This is a genomic window from Bradyrhizobium sp. 190, from assembly GCF_023073415.1.
GTDB lineage: Bacteria > Pseudomonadota > Alphaproteobacteria > Rhizobiales > Xanthobacteraceae > Bradyrhizobium.
In genome coordinates this window covers 41,095-64,346 of record NZ_JADPJL010000035.1, presented here as the reverse complement: position 1 = coordinate 64,346, position 23,252 = coordinate 41,095, and the positions used below count along the sequence as shown (strand labels likewise).

Sequence of the window (23,252 nt, the reverse complement as noted above, 5' to 3'; positions counted from 1 at the left end):
ATGTTGCGCACGGGCATCATCGCGGCAGTGCTTTTTGTTCTCGCGCATTTCGCGATGCTGATCGGCGTTACCACGCCGGAGAAATTCTATTTCGACGAGGTGCATTACGTGCCGGCGGCGCGGCAGATGCTCGAGCCGGTGATGCCACAGCCGATGCCCAATCCGATGCATCCGCCGCTCGCCAAGCAGTTCATCGCGCTGTCGATCCATTCGTTCGGCGACGGGCCGCTGGGCTGGCGCTATCCGGGCGTACTGTTCGGATCGCTCGCGATCGTCGCGGTGTATCTGTGCGGCCTGGCGCTGTTCGCAGCGCAAGGACCGGCCATTGCCGCGAGCCTGCTCGCCTTTTTCAACCAGATGCTGTTCGTGCAATCGCGTATCGCGATGCTGGATATTTTCGCGCTCACCTTCAGCCTGTTCGCGATCGCGGCGTTCATGCACGGCTTTCGAAAAGAGCGGCCGCATCTTTGGTTCGCACTTGCCGGGATCAGCTTCGGCCTGTCGATCGGCTGCAAATGGAGCGGGCTGTTCGTGCTCGCGGTCTGCATCGTCATCGTCGCCGTGATCGGCCTGCTGCAGAGCTGGCGTACCCGGTTCGCCGACGCGCGGCCAGAAGATTGGTACCGGCCCGATCTCTGGCCCGATTTCAGGTGGTGGCATTTCGCCTTCTGCTTCGTGCTCATTCCGGCCGCCGTCTATCTCGCGACGTTCATTCCGCTCTACGGTTTTTCGTTCCCGGATATTCTGCAAGCGCAACGGCGGATCTTCAGCGATAACACCACGACCGCGATCGCCGGCCACACCTATATGAGTTCGTGGCCGTCCTGGCCGTTCCTGGTGCGCCCGGTCTGGTATCTCTTCGACAAGATCGGCGACGACCGGATCGCAGCCGTCGTCTTTCTCGGCAACCCGCTGATCCTGTGGCCGGCGCTGATTGCGGTCGCGATCTGTCTGCGCGACTGGATCGTGACGCGGCGGGTCGACGCCTTCCTGGTGCTGGCGTTCTATTTCGGCCCATACCTCGCATGGGCATTGCTGCCGCGAACGCTCGGGTTCATGTACTACTACCTTCCGGCGGCGACCACGGCGAGTTTTGCGCTGGTGTATGCCTTGAAACGCGGCAGCATGCCCGGTTGGCTGCTATGGGCCTATGTTGCGGTCTGTTTTGCCAGCTTTGCCGCAATGTTGCCGATATCGGCCGCGTTCATAGGTACTTCGATGGCGACGTTCAGCCGCCTGATGATCTTCCAGAACTGGATTTGACGCGGCCATCGCATCGAGCGCGCAGCGAGCAATCCAAGGGCGGCTCGACTTGTGCGGGTTGTGGGCTCGCCGTAGATTCATCGCTGTATGAGTCGCTCGAATCCCCGTTTTAAGGAACGACGGCATGTGGGCCTTCTTCGAACGTCTGCTCGATTCATCGATGTTCGCACCGCACGGAATATGCCTGCTGTGGGAACCGCAACTGATCTGGCTGCACGTCGCGTCGGATATCGTCATTGCCTCCGCCTATTTTTCGATTCCGGTTGCGCTGTCGATCTTCGTCTCGAAGCGCCGCGATGTCGATTTCGGATGGGTGTTCTGGGCGTTCGCGCTCTTCATCATGGCGTGCGGCGTCGGCCATGTGATGTCGATCATCACGCTTTGGTATCCGATCTATGGCATCGAAGGCATCGTCAAGGCGATGACCGCAGCGTCGTCGATCGTGACCGCGGCGATGCTGTGGCCGCTGTTGCCGAAGGTGCTTGCGCTGCCCTCGCCGTCGCAGCTTCGTGCCGCTGAAGTGGCCCTGGCGCAGGAAGGCATGTACCGGCGCGAGGCCGAGGACATGCCTAAACGGCCGCGAGTTGGCCGATCAACTGCATCATCGCCAGTCCGGCCTCAGGGTCTTGTTCATGACCGGGTATTCGCGGGATGCGATCGTGCATCAGGGCCGGCTGGATGCCGGCGTGTCACTGCTCCAGAAGCCCGTTACCCAGGTTTTGCTGGCGGCAAGGATCAGGGAAATTCTCGACAAGTCTTAAGATTGCGACGGATCGGCGAGTGTCACGTCGCGTCGCGGCTGCGACAACTCAAAATCCGCCTGCCGCAAGCGGCAGGCGGATGATCGCATTCAAGACTTCACTTCGAGGCGGTCTTGGTGTCCATGTTGACGACCTGAACGCGGCGGTTGGTCGGGTCCGTCGGCGCATTCGGATCCTTCGGCTTGCTCTCGCCGTAACCGACGGTCACGAGATTGGAACCGACGATGCCGTACTTCTCGGTCAGGTACTTCTTGATCGTGTCGGCGCGGCGCTCGGAAAGATCCTGGTTATACGCCTCGCCGCCGATCGCGTCGGTATGACCGGCAACGACGAAGGTCGAACCCTTCAGGCTCGAATCAGAGAGCGCCTTGCCGAGTTCCTGCACGGCAGTCACCGAGCCCTTGCTGATGTCGGCCGAGTTGTAGTCGAACTGGATTTCGAGGTCGATCTTCGGCTTGATCGCAGCAAGTTCCGCAATTTCCTGGCGCTCGCCGAGCGACAGTGACCGCGTCTTGCGGTTGCGCAACGTGTTGACGAAGCCGGTTTCCTTGGCCTGTACGGCGGCGTCCACGGGCTGCTGCGCGCCGGTCGAAAGGCCGCGGGTCACGCCCGGCTTCGGCTTCAGGGCGTCCAGGATTTTGTCGGCCGAGACGGTGTCGCCGGCGACAGCCAGGCCCGTCGTCATCGACAGCGTGGCGCCGATAGTCATGATGGAAAGAAAGCGCGTCATTGTCTTAATCCTCACTGTTAACGCCCTGCAAAGGTGGCGTGCATGACGTTTTGATGCTGCGAGGATAGGACGGGTTCAAAGTGAGCAATGTGATTCAAGTCACATTGATAACGCCAGCTTTCCGACTAGGGCTGGCTTTGAGCCGGCATCGCAGGGTGTTTGAAGCCCATAGCCGTCATTTTGCGTGTCGGGACGTCGTCGGTGGATTGATCGTCCAACATTGCTCGCGTGATCTGAATCACCTTTCGATCGGCGACCGGGATGGATCATCGACCTTCTTGAGACGCTACCTAGGCAGGAACCGCTTCGGCCTCGATCGTAGCCCCGCCATGACGTCGGGCGTCGGCTGGCCCGCCTCGAGTTCGGCATCAGGCTTTCGTCAAGTTCGATGGAGGCTACTCGCGCTGTGCGGCGATCCGAAGCGCAGCGATCCCGACGATCTCAATGTCCCGCAGCACAACGCGCTGCGGTGACAGGACGGTGCGAGCAAGGTGGCATCCGTAGTCTTGCGGGGATAAGCGACCGCTGCATCACTTCCCGCCGCTGACTTCAGAAAAGAAAACTGTGTGCCGTCGCGCCAGCGCCGATCTCTGGACAACAAATCGGCCAGATGCGCGCCTAGCAAATCTACTCACAAAAAAATCTGAAGAAGAATTCGTTCGGGGCAACCAAACGGGCGGGGCGGGTGTTACAGTCAGTCAAGCGTCAGCGTGAGTACCAGGGTTATCGTGCCAGCGCATCGGAGCCTGCCGGTTCCGGAAGTTCAATGCCAACACTGATCGGCGCGGCGATGATCGCTGCTGCAATTTTGCTGTCGACGCTGATCAACGCGCTTGGCAGCCGCTATGTCGGGTTCGAAAGCCCGACAGAGGAGAGCGCGTGGCTGGTCGATCGTCTCACCGGCCATGTCTACAAATGCAGTGCGCCCCAGCCCGGCCGCGCCTCCTGCGAGGCCGAGATTGCAACCGGCAGTGTCGGGGACCAGCACAAGCGGTGAGGCGAGTTCGCCACGAGCCGGCGATCGTGGAACCCGGGACTCCCCCCACGCGCGAATCTCGCTACATTGCCGCGCGATGCCCCGCGCGACTGAACCCCGCCCCCTGACCAAGACCGAGGCCCGGCGAATCTGGCTGCAGGCCCAGCGGCTCGATACCAGCGAGCCGTTCGGCGCCGGACCGCAGGCGGTTGCTGCGGCGGTGGACCATCTCGGCTATGTGCAGATCGACACCATCCACGTCATCGAGCGCTGCCATCACCACATTCTCTATAGCCGCATCCCGGGCTACGCCCGCGCCGACCTGCGGCAGGCGCAGAGCGTCGACAAGAGCGTGTTCGAATACTGGACACATGCGCTGTCCTATGTGCCGGCGAAAGACTTTCACTATTTCGTTCCGGCGATGCGAGAGCACCGGCGCGAAGGCCATAGATGGTTCGCTTCCGTCAAGCCGGAGGACACCCGCAAGGTGATGCGGCTGCTGCGGCGCGAAGGCGCGCTGACCATCCGCGACATCGAGGACGACGTTCTGACCGAGAAGGAACATCTCTGGCAGAGCCGCAAACCCTCGAAGCGGGCGCTGCAGCTTGCCTTCTACACCGGCGAGGTGACGATCTCCGAACGCACCGGCATGCTCAAGACCTATGAACTGATGACGCGGCATTTCGGCTGGGACAAGCCGCCGAAGCCGGCAAGGTCGGCCGAAATCACCGCCTACCTGCTCGACCGCGCGTTGCGTTCGCAAGGTGTCGTCAGCCTCGATTCCATCTGCCATCTCGATGCGCCGAGCAAGGCGGCGGTACGGCGATTGATCGAGGCGCGGGTGCGACGCAAGGAATTGATGCCGATCGCAATTGAAGGCGCCGGCAAGCAGGAGCATTGGGCGCGGCCGGAAGTGCTGGAGGCTGGCCCGCCGACAGACGCGGACGATGGTCCGGTGCACATTCTCTCGCCGTTCGATCCACTTGTCATCCAGCGCAAGCGCACCGAGTTGTTCTTCGATTACGGCCACCGCTTCGAGGCCTATGTGCCGAAGGAGAAGCGCCTGTTCGGCTATTTCGCGCTGCCGGTCCTGGTCGGCCAAGACATCGTCGCCGCCATTGATCTGAAGACCGACCGCCAGAACAAGAAACTCCTGATGCAGAAATGGAGCTGGGTCGGCAAGGGCGCGGCGCGGGCCTCGCGCAAGGACTACAAGCGCCGCATCGAGGAAGAACTTGATCGCTTTGAGCGGTTTCAGTTGGCGGAGTGAGGTTTCCGTCCAGGAACCCGGCGGCGCCGGGTTGGTTAGTTCCATGTCGGGAAGCTGAGGGAGACGACATGGCCAAAGACAAATCGATTCTGGAAAAGTTCACAGCCACGGTGAAAGGCATCGCAAGCACCGCGACGGAAGCCACAAGCCAGGCGTTGAAGGCGGATGAGCCGGGCTTGAGGGCCGACGAACGCGCGGCGGTCTATGTGCCGCTCGCCGCCGACGGCCTCGTTTCCGATCCGCTGATGGTGCCGCCGGTTGCAGCCGCCTCTGAACGGCGGAAGCGTGCGGCGAAGAAGCGGCGCGGCGCGCCAGCAGCCAAGGCAACAAAAGCCAGAGCGGCCAAGGCGAGGACAACGCAGTCCAAGAGCTCGAAGAATATGGCCAGGAAGGCCGCCAGCAAGAAATCGAGTAACAAGAAGTCCGGTCCTGCGCGGAGTGCCAAGAAGAGTGTTCCTGCGAAGACGCGCAAGAAAGCTCGCCGCGCCCGATAAACAATGGCGGGTTTCGGCCGATTAAGCGAAGTAGCCGCATAGTCCGGATTTCGCCGCACTCCATCCAAGCTACTTTTACTGGGGGCGGGCACGGCTTAGCCGTCCTGCCGCCAGGTTCTAAGAAAAGCAATTACCTCTTAACCCCATTTCCCATCACGAAATGATGACTACTGACGAATGTTGACATTCATCAGTGAGCATTCGATACTCTTCATCAGGTCCTGCGATGGAGAGTCCCGATGTTTGCCCGGTCCATTTTCTCTAGCTATTACAGGCTCTTGACAGGAGCCTCGTTGGCTTTTGCAGTGTTTGCGCTGACTGGGTGCAATGAAAAGGCCGCTGAAACGGCCGCTCCTGGACGCCCGGTGCTGGTCGCTACCGTCCATTACGCGGCCGAGACGCCGGAGCGCAGCTTTGTCGGCACCATCCGGCCCCGAATCGAGACGGACATGGGCTTCCGAGTTCCCGGCAAGGTCGCGAGGCGCCTGGTCGAGGTTGGCCAGACCGTCGATATCGGCCAGCCGCTCGCCACTCTCGATGAGGTCGATCTGAAGCTGCAGGCCGAGCAGGCGGAGGCCGAATTCCGCGCCGCCACCGGCGTGCTGGCGCAGGCCGGCGCCGCCGAGCAGCGCGCCAAGGATCTGCGCGCCAAGGGCTGGACCACCGACGCCCAGATGGATCAGAGCCGCGCCGCCGCCGATGAAGCGCGCGCCCGCCTTAATCGCGCCGAGCGGCAGGTCGAACTCACCAAGAATTCTCTCTCTTATGCAACGCTGCTGGCCGACAGCCGCGGCGTCGTCACCGCGACCCTGATCGATTCCGGCCAGGTCGTGGCCTCCGGCCAGACCGCGATCCGCGTCGCGCGCTTCGCCGAGAAGGAAGCCGTGGTCGCGATTCCCGAGACGTTGGTCGGCCGCGCCAAATCAGGCACAGCCACCGTGACGCTGTGGTCGGATTCGGAAAAGAAATATGCCGCGAAGCTGCGCGAGATCGCGCCGTCGGCCGATCCGGCGACCCGGACCTATCTTGCAAAATTCTCGTTGCCGGAAGCCGACGACAAGGTCTCGCTCGGCATGACCGCGACGCTGACGCTGGCCGACGCCGCCACCGAGCGGGTGGCAAAGCTGCCGCTGTCGGCGCTGTTCAGCCAGGGCAGCAATCCCTCGCTCTACATCGTCGACGATTCCGGCGCGGTGATGCTGAAGCCGGTCATCGTGAAAGCCTATGACAGCAATTCCGTCGTGATCTCCGGCGGCGTCAACGAGGGCGCCAAGGTGGTCGCACTCGGCGTGCAGAAGCTCGATCCGGCCCAGAAGGTCCGGGTGGTCTCGTCGCTGTCGTTCTAGTTTCGTCATTGCCTACGACAAACGCGAAGCGTTTGCGCAAGGGAGCGTAAGCGACGAAGCAATCCATCTTTCTTCCGTGGTCGCATGGATTGCTTCGCTTCGCTCGCAATGACGCTGCAAACAATTTTGGATGTTGGAGAGTGACATGAAGCGCTTCAATCTCTCGGGCTGGGCGGTGAGCCATCCGACCCTGATCCTGTTCCTGATGATCGCGCTCGGCGCCGCCGGTTTCTTCTCCTACCAGTCGCTCGGCCGCGCCGAGGATCCGTTCTTTACGGTGAAGGTGGTGAACGTCTCGGCGATCTGGCCGGGCGCGACCGCCCAGGAAATGCAGACCCAGGTCGCCGATCCGATCGAGAAGAAGCTGCAGGAGCTGCCGTACTTCGAGAAGGTGCAGACCTATTCCAAGTCGTCGTTCACGGCGATGCAGGTCACGTTCAAGGATTCGACCCCGCCCAAGGACGTGCCCTACCTGTTTTATCTGCTGCGCAAGAAGCTGGTGGACGTGCAGGGCCAGTTGCCCGCAGGTTTGCTCGGTCCGACCGTCAACGACGAATTCTCCGACGTCGATTCCATTCTCTACATGATGACCGGCGACGGCGCCGACTATGCGCAGTTGAAGAAGGCTGCCGAAGGCATGCGGCAGCGGCTGTTGAAGGTGCAAGGCGTCACCAAGGTCAATCTCTACGGCGCGCAGGACGAGCGCATCTTCGTCGAGTTCTCCCATGCCAAGCTGGCGACGCTCGGCATCACGCCGCAGGCGCTGTTCGATTCGCTCGCCAAGCAGAACAACGTCACCCCGGCCGGCACCGTCGAAACCTCCTCGCAGCGCGTGCCGCTGCGCGTCACCGGCGCGCTCGATGGCGTCAAGGCGGTTGCGGAGAGTCCGGTCGAGAGCAACGGTCGCGTGTTCCGGCTCGGCGACATCGCCACCGTCACGCACGGTTTTGTTGATCCCCCGACTTTCGTCGCCCGTCAGGAAGGCAAGCCCGCGCTCGGTATCGGCGTGGTCACCGCCAAGGGCGCCAACATCCTCGAACTCGGCAAGGAGGTCGAGAAGGCGACCGCCGATTTCATGAAGGCCGTGCCGCAGGGTATCAATGTCGAGCAGATCGCCGATCAGCCGAAGGTGGTCGAGCGCGCCGTCGGCGAGTTCGTGCATTCCTTCATCGAGGCTTTGGCGATTGTGCTGTTCGTCTCCTTCGTGGCGCTTGGCTGGCGCACCGGCATCGTGGTGGCGATGTCCGTTCCGCTGGTGCTGGCGATCGTCTTCATCGTCATGAGCGCGATGTCGATCGATCTGCATCGCATCACGCTCGGCGCGCTGATCATCGCGCTCGGCCTCCTGGTCGACGACGCGATCATCGCGGTCGAGATGATGGTGGTGAAGATGGAACAGGGCTGGGACCGCGTCCGCGCGGCGTCCTTTGCCTGGGAATCAACTGCGTTTCCGATGCTCACGGGAACGCTGGTCACGGCCGCTGGCTTCCTCCCCATCGGCTTTGCCAATTCGGCGGTCGGCGAATATGCCGGCGGCATCTTCTGGATCGTGGCGATCGCGCTGGTCGCCTCCTGGTTCGTCGCGGTGATCTTCACGCCCTATATCGGCGTCAAGCTGCTGCCCAACATCACGGTCCACCACAACCACGATCCACATGCGGTCTATGAGACGCGGATCTATCGTATCCTTCGCAGCATGGTGCAGTGGTGCGTCGACCACCGGATCAAGGTGGTGCTGGCGACCGTCGGCGTGTTCGTGCTCTCGATCGTAGGCTTCGGTAACGTGCAGCAGCAGTTCTTCCCGCTGTCGGAGCGGCCCGAATTGTTCCTGCAGTTGCGCCTGCCGGAAGGTACCGCCTTCAACGTCACGGAGAAGTCCGTGAAGAAGGCCGAGGCGCTGTTGAAGGACGACAAGGATATCGCGACCTACACTTCCTATGTCGGCCAGGGTTCGCCGCGCTTTTGGTTGGGCCTCAATCCGCAACTGCCGAACGAAGCCTTTGCCGAGATCGTGATCGTCTCCAAGGACGTCGAGGCGCGCGAGCGGATCAAGGCGCGGCTGGAGAAGGCGGTCTCCGAAGGCGACCTGTCCGAGGCGCGCGTCCGCATCGATCGCTTCAATTTCGGTCCGCCGGTCGGCTTCCCGGTCCAGTTCCGCGTGATCGGCCCCGACCCCAACACGGTGCGCGACATCGCCTACAAGGTGCGCGACGTCATGCGGCAGAACCCCAACGTGCAGGAGCCTCAGCTCGACTGGAACGAGCAGTCGCCTTACCTGAAACTCGTGGTCGATCAGGACCGCGCCCGCGCGCTCGGCCTCACCCCGCAGGACGTCTCGCAGGCGCTCGCCATGCTGATCTCGGGCGCGCCGGTCACGACCATCCGCGACGGTATCGAGAAGGTCGGCGTGGTCGCCCGCGCGGTGCCGTCCGAACGCCTCGATCTCGGCCGCGTTGGCGACCTCACCGTGACCTCGCGCAATGGCGTCGCCGTGCCGCTGCAGCAGATCGCCAGGATCGAGTATGCCCACGAGGAACCGATCATGTGGCGGCGCAACCGCGATATGGCGATCACGGTGCGGACCGACGTCGTCGACGGTGTGCAGGCGCCCGACGTCACCAACCAGATCTGGCCGAAGCTGAAGGAAATCCGCGATCATCTCGAGCCGGCCTATCGGATCGAGCCGGGCGGCGCATTCGAGGAATCCGCCAAGGGCAACGCCTCGATCGCGGTGCTGTTTCCGCTGATGATGCTGGTGATGCTGACGCTCTTGATGATCCAGCTGCAGAGCTTCTCACGCCTGATCCTGGTGTTCCTGACGGCGCCGCTCGGCATCGTCGGCGCCTCGCTCGGCCTCAACATTGCGAACCAGCCGTTCGGCTTCGTGGCGCTGCTCGGCCTGATCGCGCTGGCCGGCATGATCATGCGCAACGCCGTGATCCTGGTCGATCAGATCGAGGCCGACGTTTCCCAGGGCCTGACGCGCAAGGAAGCCATTGTCGAGGCCACCGTCCGTCGTGCCCGCCCGGTTGTGCTGACCGCGCTGGCGGCGATCCTGGCCATGATCCCGCTGTCGCGTTCCGCTTTCTGGGGCCCGATGGCGATCACCATCATGGGCGGCTTGTTCGTTGCAACCTTCCTGACCTTGCTGTACCTGCCGGGTCTTTACGCCCTGTGGTTCAGGAAGAGCCTGGACGAAAGCGGTCAGGCCGAGCAACCTGATCTTGCGGCGCAGCATCATCCCAAGGGACCGCACGCAATTCCGCTTGCCGACGCGGCAGAATAATTGAACATTGAGAGCTGACATGACGCTGATTTCGGAACACATCGAAACTGACACCCGGGAAAGGATTCTCGTGGTGGCGGAGCGTCTGTTCCGGCAGATCGGCTACCAGAAGACCACGGTCGCCGACATCGCCAAGGAACTGCGGATGAGTCCCGCCAACGTCTATCGCTTCTTCGATTCGAAGAAGTCGATTCACGAGGGCGTGGCGCGGACTCTGATGGGCGAGGTCGAGGTCGAGGCGCTGCGGATCGCCCAGGCGGCCGGGCCGGCGCCGGTTCGCCTCCGCGAGATGATCAAGACCATCCACCGCATGAACACCGAACGCTATGTCGGTGACTCCAAACTGCATGAGATGGTCGAGATAGCGATGCAGGAGGACTGGGACGTCTGCGTCGCCCATATGGAGTGTATCGCCGCGGCGCTCGGCCAGGTGATCGCTCAAGGGGCCGCCTCCGGCGAATTCGAAGCTCCCGACCTGCAACTGGCCTCGCTCTGCGCCTGCACCGCGATGATGCGGTTTTTCCACCCGCAGATGATCGCGCAATGCGCCACCAAGCCCGGCCCGACGATCGATGAAATGATCGATTTCGTCATTGCGGGGCTGTCGCCGCGTGGCAAGGCGAATTGAACGCATTGGTTAGTTGACCGGCTTTCCCTGACTGCGTAGCCCGGATGGAGCGAAGCGTAATCCGGGACGGCTCCGGCCGCTTGCGAGAGCCCCCGGACTGCGCTTCGCTCCATCCGGGCTACGAAGAACAAGGATAAAGCCAGCGTGACCACCAAAGACCTGCATTTCTACGAGCCGAAGAACGGCCACGGCCTCAAGCACGACCCCTTCAACGCCATCATCGCCCCGCGCCCGATCGGGTGGATTTCCTCGCGCGATGGCAGCGGCAACATCAATCTGGCGCCCTACAGCTTCTTCAACGCCTTTTGCTACGTGCCGCCGATCATCGGCTTCTCCTCGACGAACTGGAAGGACAGCGCTGGTAATATCCAGGATACTGGAGAGTTCGTCTGGAATCTCGCCACCATGGATCTGGCCAAGCAGATGAACGCGACGGCGGCCCACGTTGCCCGTGATGTCGATGAGTTCAAGATCGCAGGCCTCACGGCCGCGCCCTGCAAGCTCGTCAACGTGCCCCGCGTGGCGGAAAGCCCTGTTGCCTTCGAGTGCAAGCTGACGCAGATCATCCAGTTGCAGGGCAAGGACGGCGAAAAGGCGCAGGCCTGGCTGACGCTGGGCGAAGTCGTCGCCGTGCACATCGACAAGACCTTCATCAAGGACGGCGTCTACCAGACCGGGCTGGCCCACCCGATCGTCCGTGCCGGCCGCCGCGGCGACTATTTCGAGATCAAGCCGGAAAACATGTTCGAGATGATCCGGCCGGATTGAGCGTCTCAATGTAGCCCGGGTGGAGCGAAGCGAAACCCGGGATCTTTCTCTGGACGGCCTCCCGGGTTGCGCTTCGCTCCACCCGGGCTACACCGACGGCGTCACGGAACTCCAACCCGTCCAAATCCTTATTGTATGATGTTTTGGAGATTTCCCGATGCTCCGCTGGTTTGCCGGACTGGTCCTGTTCGTCTGTCTCGCCCCTCCAGCCTTTGCAGGCCTCGATGCGGCGGCAATCAACAACGCTGAATTCAAGGGCAAGCTGCCGGCCGACGACAAGATCAATCCCGCAATCGTCAAGGCGCAGGTGCTGCTCGACCGCGCCAGTTTCTCGCCCGGTGAGATCGACGGCAAGCTGGGCGAGAACGCCGAAAAAGCCCTGAAGGCATTTGCCGAATCCAAAGGCTTGGCCGTGAGCAAGCAGCCCCTGACGTCCGAAGTCTGGGGCGCCTTGCTGGCCACCGGATCGGATCCGATCGTCGTCGACTACAAGATCACGGAAAAGGACGTCAAAGGGCCGTTCCTGAAGAAGCTGCCTGCAAAGATGGAAGACCTGAAGGGCTTGAACTCGCTCGACTACACCAGCCCGCGCGAGGCCATCGCCGAAAGGTTTCACATGAGCGAGGCTTTGCTCGCGGCTCTCAACCCCGGCAAGAAATTCGACGAGGCCGGTCAAACGATCGCGGTGATGAACGTCACGGTCAAGGAGAGCAAGTCAGCCGTGACGCGTGTCGAAGTCGACAAGATGTCTCAAACCGTCAAGGCCTTCGCGAATTCCGAACTGATCGCGTTCTTTCCCGCGACCGTGGGAAGCGAGGAGAAGCCGAGCCCCATCGGTGTCCTCAAGGTGACCTCGATCGATGCAAATCCGTATTATCGCTACAACCCGGATTACAAGTTCAAGGGGGTCAAATCCAAACGAGCTTTCAAGATCAAGCCCGGCCCCAACAATCCCGTCGGGTCCCAATGGATCGGACTTTCAGCGGAAGGATATGGCATTCACGGGACTCCCAGCCCATCGAAAGTCAGCAAGTCAGAGTCGAATGGCTGCGTGCGCCTCACCAATTGGGATGCCGACAGGCTGGCAAGGCTCCTGAAGAAGGGCACAGAGGTCGCTTTTATCGAGCGCGAGGCGGCAAACAAGAGGTGACCCTGCCTGAGGCAGCTTTCTGAAATTGAAGTTCTCATCGTCGCCAACCATTATTTGCAATGACGCGCGCGAGCGGCGAAGATAGCGCCATGTCGGTTGCCACATTCCGGAAGACCGTTCGACGCCTCTACGAAGGCACAACGCCAGAAGGCGTCAGCTTTCGCTATGGGCTGCTGGCATTCGATATCGTCACCGTTCTGTTCATCATCGCGACGTCGTTTCTCCCTTCCAACGATGTCACTGAAGCGCTCGATGTGCTGTTCGGCGTCGTGATCCTGGCGGACTTTTCTGCACGGCTTCTCGTCAGCCGGCACCGCCTGCTCGAATTCACGCGCTTCTCGACCTGGACCGACGTGGTCGCGATCATTTCATTCTTGGCGCCGCTCGCGGGAGAAGCCGGCGGCTTTCTACGTGTCTTGCGGACATTGCGGCTGCTGCGCGACTATCAGATGCTGGCCCGGCTGCGCGAAGACAGCAGTTTCTTCCGGCGCAACGAGGAAGTGATCTTTGCCGTGACCAACCTTGCGGTATTCATCTTCGTGATGACGGCTATCGTTTACGAAACGCAAAAATTTCGCAATCCGCAGATTGCGAACTATGCGGATGCGCTGTACTTCACCGTGACCGCGCTGACGACAACGGGCTTCGGCGATATCACGCTGTCGGGAACGACCGGCCGCATGATTACCGTCGTCATCATGATTTTCGGCGTCACGCTGTTCTTCAATCTGGCCCGTGCGTTGTTGACTCCACACAAGGTACGGTTTGCCTGCCCGACCTGTGGACTGCAGCGTCACGATAGCGATGCGGTGCACTGCAAGGCCTGCGGCAACGTGTTGAATATTCCCGACGAAGGCTTGACGTAGCGCAGCGATCATCAGTTGTCCTTGGTAAATGCGTCGTAAACCAGCTTCCTGAAGGCGGGTGTGATGCGACTACGTTCGTTCTGGGTCTGCTCAAGCAGGATGTAAATCATGTCCAGCTTTGGGTCGACGCCGAAGTAGGTGCCACTGCCGCTATCCCATTTGAGTTCGCCGATTGAGCCTGGCGCAGGTGGCTTGGCATTTCCCGGATCGGTACGCACCGCAAAGCCGTAGCCGTAGCCAAAGCCATCGCCGGGAAAGTAGTAATAATCCCGCGCAACGCTGGAACCAGGCCCGATATGGTCTGACGCCATCGACTTGAATGCGGCCGGGCTAAGGTAGCGTTTGCCGTCGAGTTGCCCGCCGCCCAGGATCATCTGGGCAAAGCGCGCATAGTCATTCAGGGTCGACACCAATCCGCCGCCACCGGATTCCCATTCCGGATGGGCGCGCCGTTCAGCCTCTGCATCTTTCAGGATGGTATCGCTTGGCAGCGGCTCCGCCATCCGCGCGCGTTCATCGGCACTTTCCAGCACGAATTTTGTGCTGGTCATGCCGAGAGGATCGAAGATGTGCTGTTTTTCAAATTGATAGAGCGTCTGTCCGGATACGATCTCGATGATGCGCCCGAGGACGTCGGTTGAATGTCCGTAACGCCAAAGCGTGCCGGGTTGCCGCGCCAATGGCAATCTGGCGATGCGATCGGCAAATACCTTGTTGTTGTAACGCCCATCGAAAAGGTCTGATTCCCAATAAGCCTTCATGATCAGCTTGCCACCGATATATTCGTACGTGACGCCTGACGTATGACGCAGCAGGTCCATAATGGTCACCGGCCGGTCCGGCGGAACGAGCCGCAGAAAGGGCGTCCCGTCGGCCGCAACGGACTCCACTCCCACCTTGACGTCGGCAAACGCCGGAATGAACTTGGAGGCGGGGTCGGTGAGCGAGAGTTTGCCTGCGTCGATCAACATCATCGCCGCGACACTGGTGATCGGCTTTGTCATCGAATGAAGTGCAAAGATCGTGTCAGGCGTCATCGGAGTTTTGGTCTCGACATCCTGGACGCCGAAGCATTTCAGATAAACCGGCTTGCCGTGTTGCTGGATTAGTATGACGGCGCCCGGCAATTTTCCGGTCGCGACCTCATTGTTGAAAAATTCGGTGATACGCTCGAGCTTGTGCGGAGAGGGGGCGGGGATGTTCGCCGTCTGGTTGGCCACGGCTGTGGTGGTCCAAATCGCCAATGACAAGGCCGCAGTAAAAAGTCGTGCGGCGCGCGACCCCGCGGTGCGGTGCAATATCTGTTGTGCCGGCGTCTTCATTTTTGTTTGCCCCACGGATTGATTGATCCGGAGAACTCGACGACCGGCGAATGATTAGCATGCCGCCCACTCTGTAGCCACGTGGGCAATCGCCCCAACGGCAGAGCTTCCTGATGCGTTGGCCGAGGTAATGCCATTTTCGACTGCAAGCTTGAAGCGGGGGCTGAATTGAAAGCAGCGCTCGCAACCGGATGCGGTCCGGATTAACCTTGAGTTGCCAGGCCGGATCAACGGCCGGTGAACACATTTGGGAGGATGCGATGACACGCCAGGAGCGGGGCGATCCACAACAGCAGCGCGATCCGGAAGTCGCGATTTCACGACGAACACTTGTCCACGGCCTGGCAGTAGCCGCCGGCGCCACCGTGGCGGGGGTCGGCGGCGCGTTGGCCCAGAGCGGCCCGGTGGCGCCGCCATCCACTGTTACCACCCCGCCGCGCGATTTCAGTCCGCGCGGCGCTCCCACCACCTATTTCTGGGACCCCGACATCATCGCGGTCGACCCGTCCTTCAATGACCTCGCCCAGCCCAACACAGCGATCAAGCGCCTCCACACCGGGCTGTTGTGGGCCGAAGGCCCGGCCTGGAGCGCGCAGGGCCGCTATCTCCTGTGGAGCGACATTCCCAACAACCGGCAGATGCGATGGTCTGAAGACGACGGTCACGTCAGCGTCTTCCGCACGCCCTCCAACAACTCAAACGGCAACTCGTTCGATTTCCAGGGCCGACAGCTTTCCTGCGAACATCTCACCCGCCGCGTGGTGCGGTACGAGCACGACGGCACCGCGACCGTGCTGGCCGATTCCTACAACGGCAAGAAGCTCAACTCGCCCAACGACGTTGTCGCGCATCCGGACGGCAGCTACTGGTTCACCGATCCGCCTTATGGCGGACAGCTCTATGAGGGTGAGCCTGATGTCGCGGGCGGTCCGAGCAATTCCGGCGGCAAGCTCAATCCACGGATCGGACAGCCGGCAGGCTTCGTGCCGGGCAAGCGCGAACTGCCGACCAATTGTTATCGCATCGATCCCTCCGGCCGTATCGACCTCGTGGTGACCGAGGAGCAGGTGCCCGATCCCAATGGCCTCTGCTTCTCGCCCGACTACAAGAAGCTCTACGTCGCCAGCACTGGCAAGGGACCGGGCGATGCCGGTCCGGGCGGCAAGGGCGACATGTTCGTGTTTGATGTCGGCACCGACAACAAGCTGAGCAACCACAAACGGTTCAGCGATTTCATGGTCGATGGCGTGAAATGCGGACCGGACGGCGTGCGCTGCGATGTCAACGGCAACGTTTGGTGTTCGAGCAACGCCGGCCGCGCCGTCGGCTATAGCGGCGTGACAGTGTGGTCGCCGGACGGCAAGCTGCTCGGCCGTATCCGTCTGCCCGAGGTGTGCGGCAACGTCACCTTCGGCGGCCCCAAGCGCAATCGCCTGTTCATGGCCGCGAGCCAGTCGCTTTACGCCGTGTACACCGCCACGCAGGGCGCGGGACCGGGCTAAGCGGTCAGGCCGCTTTCAACGAACAGGCGAGAGCGTCACGTTCTCTCTCCACGTCATTCCGGGATGCGCCCGCTTGGGCGCAGGCCCGGAATCCATCGGCGTGCACGCTATGCTGCCCGATGGATTCCGGGCTCTCGCTTCGCGACCCCCGGAATGACGGCGAGGGGAGTCATCTAGATCCATTAAAATTCGTCACAAATTGGCAATCGGCAGCCAACTGTTCCGGCAAAAGCTGGGCGCCCTTAAACCTCAGCTTTATTGCGAGCGGCGCACCCTTCTTTCCAAGAAGGGGGGCTCGTCCATCAATGCCTATTTTCAAGTATTTTTCCTACGTCGGGTCGGCGTTACTCGTATTATTGTTTGTTTCAAACGCTTATCTCACCGACGACGAGAGCAATTTGCGGTTTGACGGATCGCTGTACGGGAGCGCGCTTTACGCGCCTCGCGTGAAGGAAATCCAGTCAACTGCGGAGGTTCGCTTTACCCGCGATGTCACGCCTGCCGTTCGCGTTAGGGAAGTGTTTGCCGTGTTCGTCCCCAATGAGCGGCGGCGCAACAAGCGTGATTCATGATACCGGGTGCCCGCGCGGCGGGCACTCCGGACGGCAACTACCTAGTAACGTCGCCGGTCTTTAACCGCCGGATAATACAACCATTTGGGAACGGGCCCGGGCCTCCGCCGTTATCTCCCGGTTTATCAATTTCGCTTCATTCCCGATGCGAACCGTCCCCGAAACCCGTGCGTTTCAGCTACAATGAGCCGTCGTTTGGCCTAGGTGAGGCGCGACGTCGCGCCGCAGACCAGGAGAGTTCGCCATGAGCTTCCGCCGCGATTTCATCAGCAAGCCGATCTTTGCTTTCGCGCGTGGCGCAATGCCCGCGATGTCCGACACCGAGCGCGAGGCGCTCGAAGCGGGTGACGTCTGGTGGGACGCGGATCTCTTCACCGGTAATCCCGACTGGTCGAAATTGCTGGCTGTCGCGCCGGCCACTTTGACTGAAGAAGAAAAAGCCTTTCTCAACGGCCCGGTCGACGAGCTCTGCGCCATGCTCGACGAATGGAAGATCAATTGGGAGTGGCGCGATCTGCCGCCGGAGGCCTGGGCCTTCATCAAGCGTCACAAATTCTTCGGCATGATCATCCCCAAGGAATATGGCGGGCTCGGCTTCTCGCCCTATGCGCATTCGGAAGTGGTGCGAAAACTTTCCTCGCGCTCGCTGACCGCGGCCGTCACCGTGATGGTGCCGAACTCGCTCGGGCCCGGCGAACTCCTGATGCGCTTTGGCACCAGGGAGCAGCAGGACAGGTGGCTGCCGCGACTTGCCGAAGGCGCCGACATTCCCTGCTTCGGCCTCACCAGCCCGGAAGCCGGCTCCGACGCCGCCTCGATGGTCGACACGGGCATCATCTGCAAGGGCGATTTCGAAGGCCGCCAAGTGTTGGGCTTAAGGCTGAACTGGCACAAACGCTACATCACGCTGGGGCCGGTCGCGACGCTGCTTGGTCTCGCCTTCAAGGCCTATGATCCCGATCATCTGGTGGGCCAGCAGGAAGATCTCGGCATTACGGTCGCGCTGATCCCGACCCATCTGCCCGGCGTGGAGATCGGCCGCAGGCATCTGCCGGCGATGCAGGTGTTCCAGAATGGCCCGAACTGGGGGCACGACGTCTTTATCCCGATGGACTACATCATCGGCGGGCAAGAGCGGCTCGGGCAGGGCTGGAAGATGCTGATGACGGCGCTTGCCGCCGGCCGCGGCATCTCGCTGCCGTCGCTGTCGGCCGCTGGTGCCGCCTATGCGGCGCGCACGTCAGGCGCCTATGCCCGCATCCGCGAGCAGTTCGGCATTTCCATCGGCAAGTTCGAAGGCATCGAGGAGCCGCTCGCCCGCATCGCCGGCACGGCCTATCTGCTCGACGCCGCACGGCGGCTGACCTGCGCAGCTCTCAACCAGGGGCACCATCCCGCTGTCATTTCCGGCATCATGAAGCTGCACGCCACCGAGCGGATGCGGATTGCGATCGACGACGCAATGGACATCCATGGCGGCAAAGCGGTGATCGACGGGCCGCAAAACTATCTCGGCAATCTCTATCGTTCGGTGCCGGTCGGCATCACCGTCGAAGGCGCCAATATCCTCACGCGAAATCTCATCGTGTTTGGCCAAGGCGCGATCCGTGCTCATCCATTCCTGCTCGACGAAATGAATGCGCTGGGTGAAGCCGACCGCGCCAAGGGTCTCGACGCCTTTGACAAGGCATTCTGGAATCATGTCGGCCACAGCTTCAAGACCATGTTCCGCGCCTGGGGCCGGAGCTGGAGCGGCGGCTTGTTTGCACCCGCGCCCGATGCGGGAGACGCGACGCGCTTCTATCGCCAGCTCTCGCGCTATTCGGCAGCCTTTGCGCTATGCGCCGACATGGCGCTGCTGACGCTCGGCGGCGCCCTCAAGCGCAAGGAAATGCTCTCCGCCCGGTTCGGCGATATTCTTTCCGAACTCTATCTGTTGTCGGCGGCGCTAAAACGCTGGCAGGACGAGGGGCGGCAGCAGGCCGACTTCGCCGCGCTCGAATGGTGCATGGCGAGCGGCTTCAAGACCATCGAGAACCGCTTTGCCGAAATCCTCGCCAACCTGCCGAACCGGTTCGTGGCCGTGATCCTGAAATTCCTGATCCAGCCGTTCGGCGCAAAGGTGACCGGTCCGTCCGACCGCGTCGTGCATCAATGCGCGCAGCTCGTGCTGGAGCCGTCGGCGGCACGCGATCGCCTCACGGCGGATCTGTCTGCGGTCAAGGATGACGGTGGCGTAGCCCGGCTGGAAAAGGCGTTCCTTCTGGTGACGGCGGCGGAAGATGTTTCCAAACAGATGCGCGCCGCGCGCCTGCATGACTGGAAAGAGGCGGTAAAGAAGGGCGTCATTACGCAAGCCGACGGCGAGAGGCTGCAGGCTGCGCATGAAGCCGTTGCCAAGGTGATCGAGGTCGACGATTTCGCAGCCGAGGCGTTGTCGCCGATTTACAGGAAGGCCGCCGACGTGCATCAGTTCTTCCAGGAACTGGGTGAGCAGAGGGCGGCAAGCTGATGGCAAGACCGGTCTTTATCGTTGACGGCAGCCGGACGCCGTTCCTGAAAGCACGCTCCGGTCCCGGGCCGTTCACTCCGGTCGATCTCGCCGTGCAATGCGGCCGGCCGCTATTGGCGCGGCAGCCTTTTGCACCTGACGCTTTCGATCAGCTTATCCTCGGCTGCGTCAACGTCATTGCCGACGAGATGAACCCGGCCCGGGTCGCTGCGCTGCGGCTCGGCATGGGCGAGAAGATGGTCGCCTTCACCGTGCAGATCAATTGCGGCTCCGGCATGCAGTCGATCGACACGGCCTACCGCTACATCCGCGAGGGCGTCTCTGACCTCATCCTGGCCGGCGGCGCCGAAGCGTTGAGCCACGCGCCGCTGGTGTGGCCGCAGCAGGGCGTGCGCTGGTTCGCAGGCCTTGCCGGGGCCAAGGGCATTGGCGCGAAAATCATGGCGGCGCTGAAGGTGAAGCCCAGCTATTTCAAGCCGATCATTGGGCTCGAGCGCGGGCTGACCGATCCCATCACCGAACTCAATATGGGCCAGACCGCGGAAGTGGTCGGCCATCTCTTCGGCGTCACCCGCGCGCAGTCGGACGCCTACGCCGCCGAAAGCCATAAGCGGCTGGCGAAAGCGCAATCGGAAGGCTGGCTCAAGGGCGAGGTCGAAACCGCGTTCGCCCGCGACGGGAAATTCTACGATCATGACGACGGCGTGCGCCCGGACTCGACGCCGGAGTTATTGGCAAAACTGAAGCCGGTGTTCGAGCGTCCCTGGGGCAAGGTCACCGCCGGCAATTCCTCGCAGATCACCGATGGCGCGTCCTGGGTGATCCTTGCTTCCGAGGAAGCCGTAGCGAAGCATGGCCTGACGCCGAAGGCGGTCATTCTGGATAGCCAGTGGTCGGCGCTCGATCCCGGCATCATGGGGCTCGGTCCGGTGCTGTCGGCGACTGAACTCTTGAAGCGCAACGAGCTGACGCTTTCCGATATCGAGACCTGGGAATTGAATGAGGCGTTTGCGACGCAGGTGCTCGGCTGTCTCGCCGCCTGGAACGACGAAAAGTTCTGCAAGGAGATTCTCGGTCTCGACGGCGCGGCCGGCGAACTCGACCAGACTAAATTGAATGTCGATGGCGGCGCGATCAGCCTCGGTCATCCCGTCGGCTGCAGTGGCAACCGTATCGTGCTGCATCTCGTCAACGCCATGAAACGATTGGGCACCAGGCGCGGCATCGCCACCGAATGTATCGGCGGCGGGCAGGGCGGCGCGATGCTGATAGAGACGGTGTGATCATGGATTCACAGATCATGAACCTTCTCGGCGATCGCGTGCTCGAACTGGGGCCGAAGCCCGATGCAGCCGGGCCTTACAAAAATTTCAGGTTGACCCGCGATGCCGATGGTGTCGCCTGGCTGCTGTTCGACCGCGAAGGCGCCAGCGCCAATACGCTTTCGGCCGACCTGATCGAGGAACTCGATAAGGTGCTGGCGGAGCTGGAAACCCAGCGGCCCACCGGCCTCGTGATCCGCTCCGCCAAGAAATCTGGCTTCATCGCCGGAGCCGACGTTAACGAATTCCGCGGCGCCAGCGATCCGGGAGAGATCGAGCTCGAGATCGGCCGCGCGCATGCGGTGATCGATCGCCTGGAAGAATTGCGGGTTCCGACGGTCGCCGTGATTCACGGTTTCTGCCTCGGCGGCGGCCTCGAAGTCGCACTGGCCTGCCAAATGCGGATTGCTATCGAGGATGCGCGGTTCGGTTTTCCCGAGGTGATGCTCGGCCTGCATCCCGGCCTCGGCGGCACCGCACGCTTCACCCAGCTCGTCAATCCGATGCAGGCGATGCCGTTGATGCTGACCGGCAAGACCATAGATGCGCGCAGGGCAAAGTCGCTCGGGCTGGTCGACGCCGTGACGCAGGAGCGGCATGTCAAGAACGCGGTAAAGGACGCCGTGTCCGGTCGCCTCAAGCGCGCGCGGCCGGGGATATTCAACACTCTCTTCGGCTTCGGTTCCGTCAGGGGCTTTGTCGCCTCGCGCATGCGCCGTGAGGCCGGCAAGGCTGCGCCGCAAGAGCATTACCCCGCGCCTTATGCGCTGATCGATCTCTGGGAAAAGCACGGCGGCGACCGGCTGGCGATGCTGCGCGCAGAGCAGCCGTCGTTCGCGAAGTTGATGGTGACGCCGACGGCGCAGAACCTGATCCGCGTCTTCTTCCTGCGCGAGCAGATGAAGAAGCTCGCCGGCAGCGGCAACAAGATCGAGCACGTTCACGTCATCGGTGCTGGAGCGATGGGCGGCGACATCGCCGCATGGTGCGCCGGCCAGAACCTGCGGGTGACGCTCGCCGACATGAAGCCGGAGCCGATTGCGGGCGCGATCAAGCGTGCCGCCGATCTCTACGGCAAGATCCTGCGCAAGCGTACTGCCGTGCGGGACGCGCTGGACCGGCTGATGCCGGACATGCAGGCTGAGGGCGTCCGCAACGCCGATCTCATCATCGAAGCCGTGCCGGAAAAGCTGGAGCTGAAGCAGAAGGTCTATGCCGGGCTCGAGCCAAAGATGAAACCCGGCGCGATCCTTGCGACCAACACCTCGAGCATTCCGCTGCAGGACCTGCGCACCACGCTGCAGAGGCCGGAGCGGCTGCTCGGACTACATTTCTTCAACCCGGTATCGCGGCTGCAACTCGTCGAGGTCGTCAGCCATGACGGAACGGATGCGCAATTGCTGAAGGAGGCGCTCGCCTTTGTCGGCGCCATCGACCGGCTGCCGCTGCTCGTAAAATCGTCGCCGGGCTTTCTCGTCAACCGCGCGCTGACGCCGTACATGCTGGAAGCGATGGTGATGCTGGACGAGAAGATCGACAAGACTGTCATCGACGCTGCCGCGAAAAAGTTCGGCATGCCGATGGGGCCCATTGAATTGGCCGATCAGGTCGGCCTCGATATCTGCCTCGATGTCGGCGACATGCTGCGCTCGAAGTTCGGCGACATGCTGCCGTCGACGCCAGCGTGGTTGCGCGACAAGGTTGCCAAGGGCGAACTCGGCCGCAAGACCGGCAAGGGCTTTTACACCTGGAAGGACGGCAAGGCCGATACCGGCGGCATGTCCGCGATTTCGGAGCCGACGGCGGAAATGATCGACCGGCTGATCCTGCCGATGTCGAACGTCTGCGTCGCCTGTCTGCGCGAGGGCATCGTCGACAATGCAGACGTTGTCGACGGCGCCGTCATCTTCGGCACCGGCTACGCGCCGTTCCGCGGCGGGCCGCTGAATTATGCGCGAACCCGCGGTGCGGACAATGTCGTCTCCACGCTGGATGCCCTGACCGACAAGTTCGGCAGGAGGTTTACGCCGGATGCCGGCTGGGAGAATTTCAAGTGACGGAGACGCATGTGCACGCGCCGCCCACGACCGAGACCGAGCCACGCGGCGATCTCTGTATCCGCACGCTGGCGATGCCGGCCGATACCAACGCCAATGGCGACATCTTCGGTGGCTGGCTCTTGAGCCAGATGGATATCGGTGGCGGCGTGTTCGCTTCCAAGATCGCGAAATCCCGCACCGTGACCGTCGCGATCGAGGCGATGAACTTTCGCAAAGCCGTCTATGTTGGCGATCTCGTCTCCGTTTACGGCCATCTGGTGCGGGTCGGACGCACCTCGATTACCGTCCACCTCGAAGCCTGGGTCGTCCGCCGCCGGGAGTTACAGTCGATCCTCGTGACCGACGGCAACTTCACCTACGTCTCGATCGACGATAACGGCCGTCCGCAGCCGGTCAGCCCGGACGGCGTGATCAAGGCGTGATC

Annotated in this window: 20 protein-coding genes; 18 read left to right on the top strand and 2 right to left on the bottom strand. The window is 62.0% G+C overall.

From position 1 onward, the window contains the following. Both IVB22_RS20870 and IVB22_RS41975 read left to right on the top strand, forming a co-directional pair. Positions 1-1,263 carry a phospholipid carrier-dependent glycosyltransferase gene (locus IVB22_RS20870; RefSeq protein WP_247519269.1) on the top strand — a complete coding sequence of 421 codons (1,263 nt, stop codon included), beginning with the start codon at positions 1-3 and terminating at the stop codon, positions 1,261-1,263. 124 nt (positions 1,264-1,387) lie between these two features. Continuing rightward, the gene (locus IVB22_RS41975; protein ID WP_374207582.1) at positions 1,388-2,107 is read left to right on the top strand and encodes a hypothetical protein; all 720 of its coding nucleotides are present in this window, start codon (positions 1,388-1,390) and stop codon (positions 2,105-2,107) included. A 14-nt stretch (positions 2,108-2,121) separates the two neighbouring features. Here IVB22_RS41975 and IVB22_RS20860 read toward each other — a convergent pair whose 3' ends face one another. Continuing rightward, on the bottom strand, positions 2,122-2,754 hold the full coding sequence (locus IVB22_RS20860; protein ID WP_247519161.1) for an OmpA family protein: 633 nt from the start codon (positions 2,752-2,754) through the stop codon (positions 2,122-2,124). Positions 2,755-3,032: 278 nt separating this feature from the next. On the opposite strand from IVB22_RS20860, the gene IVB22_RS20855 reads away from it, so the two are divergent. The 10 genes from IVB22_RS20855 to IVB22_RS20810 all read left to right on the top strand — a co-directional run bounded on the left by IVB22_RS20855 (position 3,033) and on the right by IVB22_RS20810 (position 13,538). After that, positions 3,033-3,227 (top strand): hypothetical protein, encoded by a 195-nt coding sequence (locus IVB22_RS20855; RefSeq protein WP_247519160.1) that lies wholly within the window; start codon positions 3,033-3,035, stop codon positions 3,225-3,227. Positions 3,228-3,520: 293 nt separating this feature from the next. Then, positions 3,521-3,751: a hypothetical protein gene (locus IVB22_RS20850; protein ID WP_247519159.1), complete on the top strand. Its 231-nt coding sequence runs from the start codon at positions 3,521-3,523 to the stop codon at positions 3,749-3,751. Between the two features lie 76 nt (positions 3,752-3,827). Next, positions 3,828-5,000 (top strand): winged helix-turn-helix domain-containing protein, encoded by a 1,173-nt coding sequence (locus IVB22_RS20845; protein ID WP_247519158.1) that lies wholly within the window; start codon positions 3,828-3,830, stop codon positions 4,998-5,000. Between the two features lie 68 nt (positions 5,001-5,068). Beyond that, entirely contained in the window at positions 5,069-5,494 is a 426-nt protein-coding gene (locus tag IVB22_RS20840) for a hypothetical protein (RefSeq protein ID WP_247519157.1), read from the top strand. Positions 5,495-5,733: 239 nt separating this feature from the next. Next, the gene (locus IVB22_RS20835) at positions 5,734-6,840 is read left to right on the top strand and encodes an efflux RND transporter periplasmic adaptor subunit (RefSeq protein WP_247519156.1); all 1,107 of its coding nucleotides are present in this window, start codon (positions 5,734-5,736) and stop codon (positions 6,838-6,840) included. A 145-nt stretch (positions 6,841-6,985) separates the two neighbouring features. Continuing rightward, a complete protein-coding gene (locus tag IVB22_RS20830; protein WP_247519155.1) occupies positions 6,986-10,126 on the top strand; it encodes an efflux RND transporter permease subunit in 3,141 nt (1,046 codons plus the stop codon). Positions 10,127-10,145: 19 nt separating this feature from the next. Continuing rightward, the gene (locus IVB22_RS20825; protein ID WP_247519154.1) at positions 10,146-10,754 is read left to right on the top strand and encodes a TetR/AcrR family transcriptional regulator; all 609 of its coding nucleotides are present in this window, start codon (positions 10,146-10,148) and stop codon (positions 10,752-10,754) included. Between the two features lie 144 nt (positions 10,755-10,898). Beyond that, a complete protein-coding gene (locus tag IVB22_RS20820) occupies positions 10,899-11,522 on the top strand; it encodes a flavin reductase family protein (RefSeq protein WP_247519153.1) in 624 nt (207 codons plus the stop codon). 157 nt (positions 11,523-11,679) lie between these two features. Next, positions 11,680-12,672 carry a L,D-transpeptidase family protein gene (locus IVB22_RS20815; RefSeq protein WP_247519152.1) on the top strand — a complete coding sequence of 331 codons (993 nt, stop codon included), beginning with the start codon at positions 11,680-11,682 and terminating at the stop codon, positions 12,670-12,672. Positions 12,673-12,761: 89 nt separating this feature from the next. Continuing rightward, complete coding sequence (locus IVB22_RS20810; RefSeq protein ID WP_247519151.1) at positions 12,762-13,538, top strand: potassium channel family protein; 777 nt, start codon at positions 12,762-12,764, stop codon at positions 13,536-13,538. Between the two features lie 11 nt (positions 13,539-13,549). Here the strand turns inward: IVB22_RS20810 and IVB22_RS20805 are convergent, their stop codons facing one another. Continuing rightward, the gene (locus IVB22_RS20805; RefSeq protein ID WP_247519150.1) at positions 13,550-14,860 is read right to left on the bottom strand and encodes a serine hydrolase; all 1,311 of its coding nucleotides are present in this window, start codon (positions 14,858-14,860) and stop codon (positions 13,550-13,552) included. A 260-nt stretch (positions 14,861-15,120) separates the two neighbouring features. On the opposite strand from IVB22_RS20805, the gene IVB22_RS20800 reads away from it, so the two are divergent. The 6 genes from IVB22_RS20800 (at position 15,121) to IVB22_RS20775 (ending at position 23,250) form a co-directional block, all read left to right on the top strand. Next, positions 15,121-16,362 carry an SMP-30/gluconolactonase/LRE family protein gene (locus IVB22_RS20800; protein ID WP_247519149.1) on the top strand — a complete coding sequence of 414 codons (1,242 nt, stop codon included), beginning with the start codon at positions 15,121-15,123 and terminating at the stop codon, positions 16,360-16,362. Between the two features lie 305 nt (positions 16,363-16,667). Continuing rightward, positions 16,668-16,934, top strand: coding sequence for a hypothetical protein (locus IVB22_RS20795; RefSeq protein WP_247519148.1), 267 nt, complete (start codon positions 16,668-16,670; stop codon positions 16,932-16,934). Positions 16,935-17,178: 244 nt separating this feature from the next. Next, positions 17,179-19,446 (top strand): acyl-CoA dehydrogenase, encoded by a 2,268-nt coding sequence (locus tag IVB22_RS20790; RefSeq protein ID WP_247519147.1) that lies wholly within the window; start codon positions 17,179-17,181, stop codon positions 19,444-19,446. Beyond that, the gene (locus IVB22_RS20785) at positions 19,446-20,729 is read left to right on the top strand and encodes an acetyl-CoA C-acetyltransferase (RefSeq protein WP_247519146.1); all 1,284 of its coding nucleotides are present in this window, start codon (positions 19,446-19,448) and stop codon (positions 20,727-20,729) included. The genes IVB22_RS20790 and IVB22_RS20785 overlap by 1 nt, the downstream gene beginning before the upstream one ends. Before the next feature lie 2 nt (positions 20,730-20,731). Next, positions 20,732-22,825, top strand: coding sequence for a 3-hydroxyacyl-CoA dehydrogenase NAD-binding domain-containing protein (locus IVB22_RS20780; protein WP_247519145.1), 2,094 nt, complete (start codon positions 20,732-20,734; stop codon positions 22,823-22,825). Next, positions 22,822-23,250, top strand: a complete 429-nt coding sequence (locus IVB22_RS20775; RefSeq protein ID WP_247519144.1) for an acyl-CoA thioesterase — start codon at positions 22,822-22,824, stop codon at positions 23,248-23,250. Before IVB22_RS20780 ends, IVB22_RS20775 begins: the two co-directional genes overlap by 4 nt. Positions 23,251-23,252: the final 2 nt, after the last annotated feature.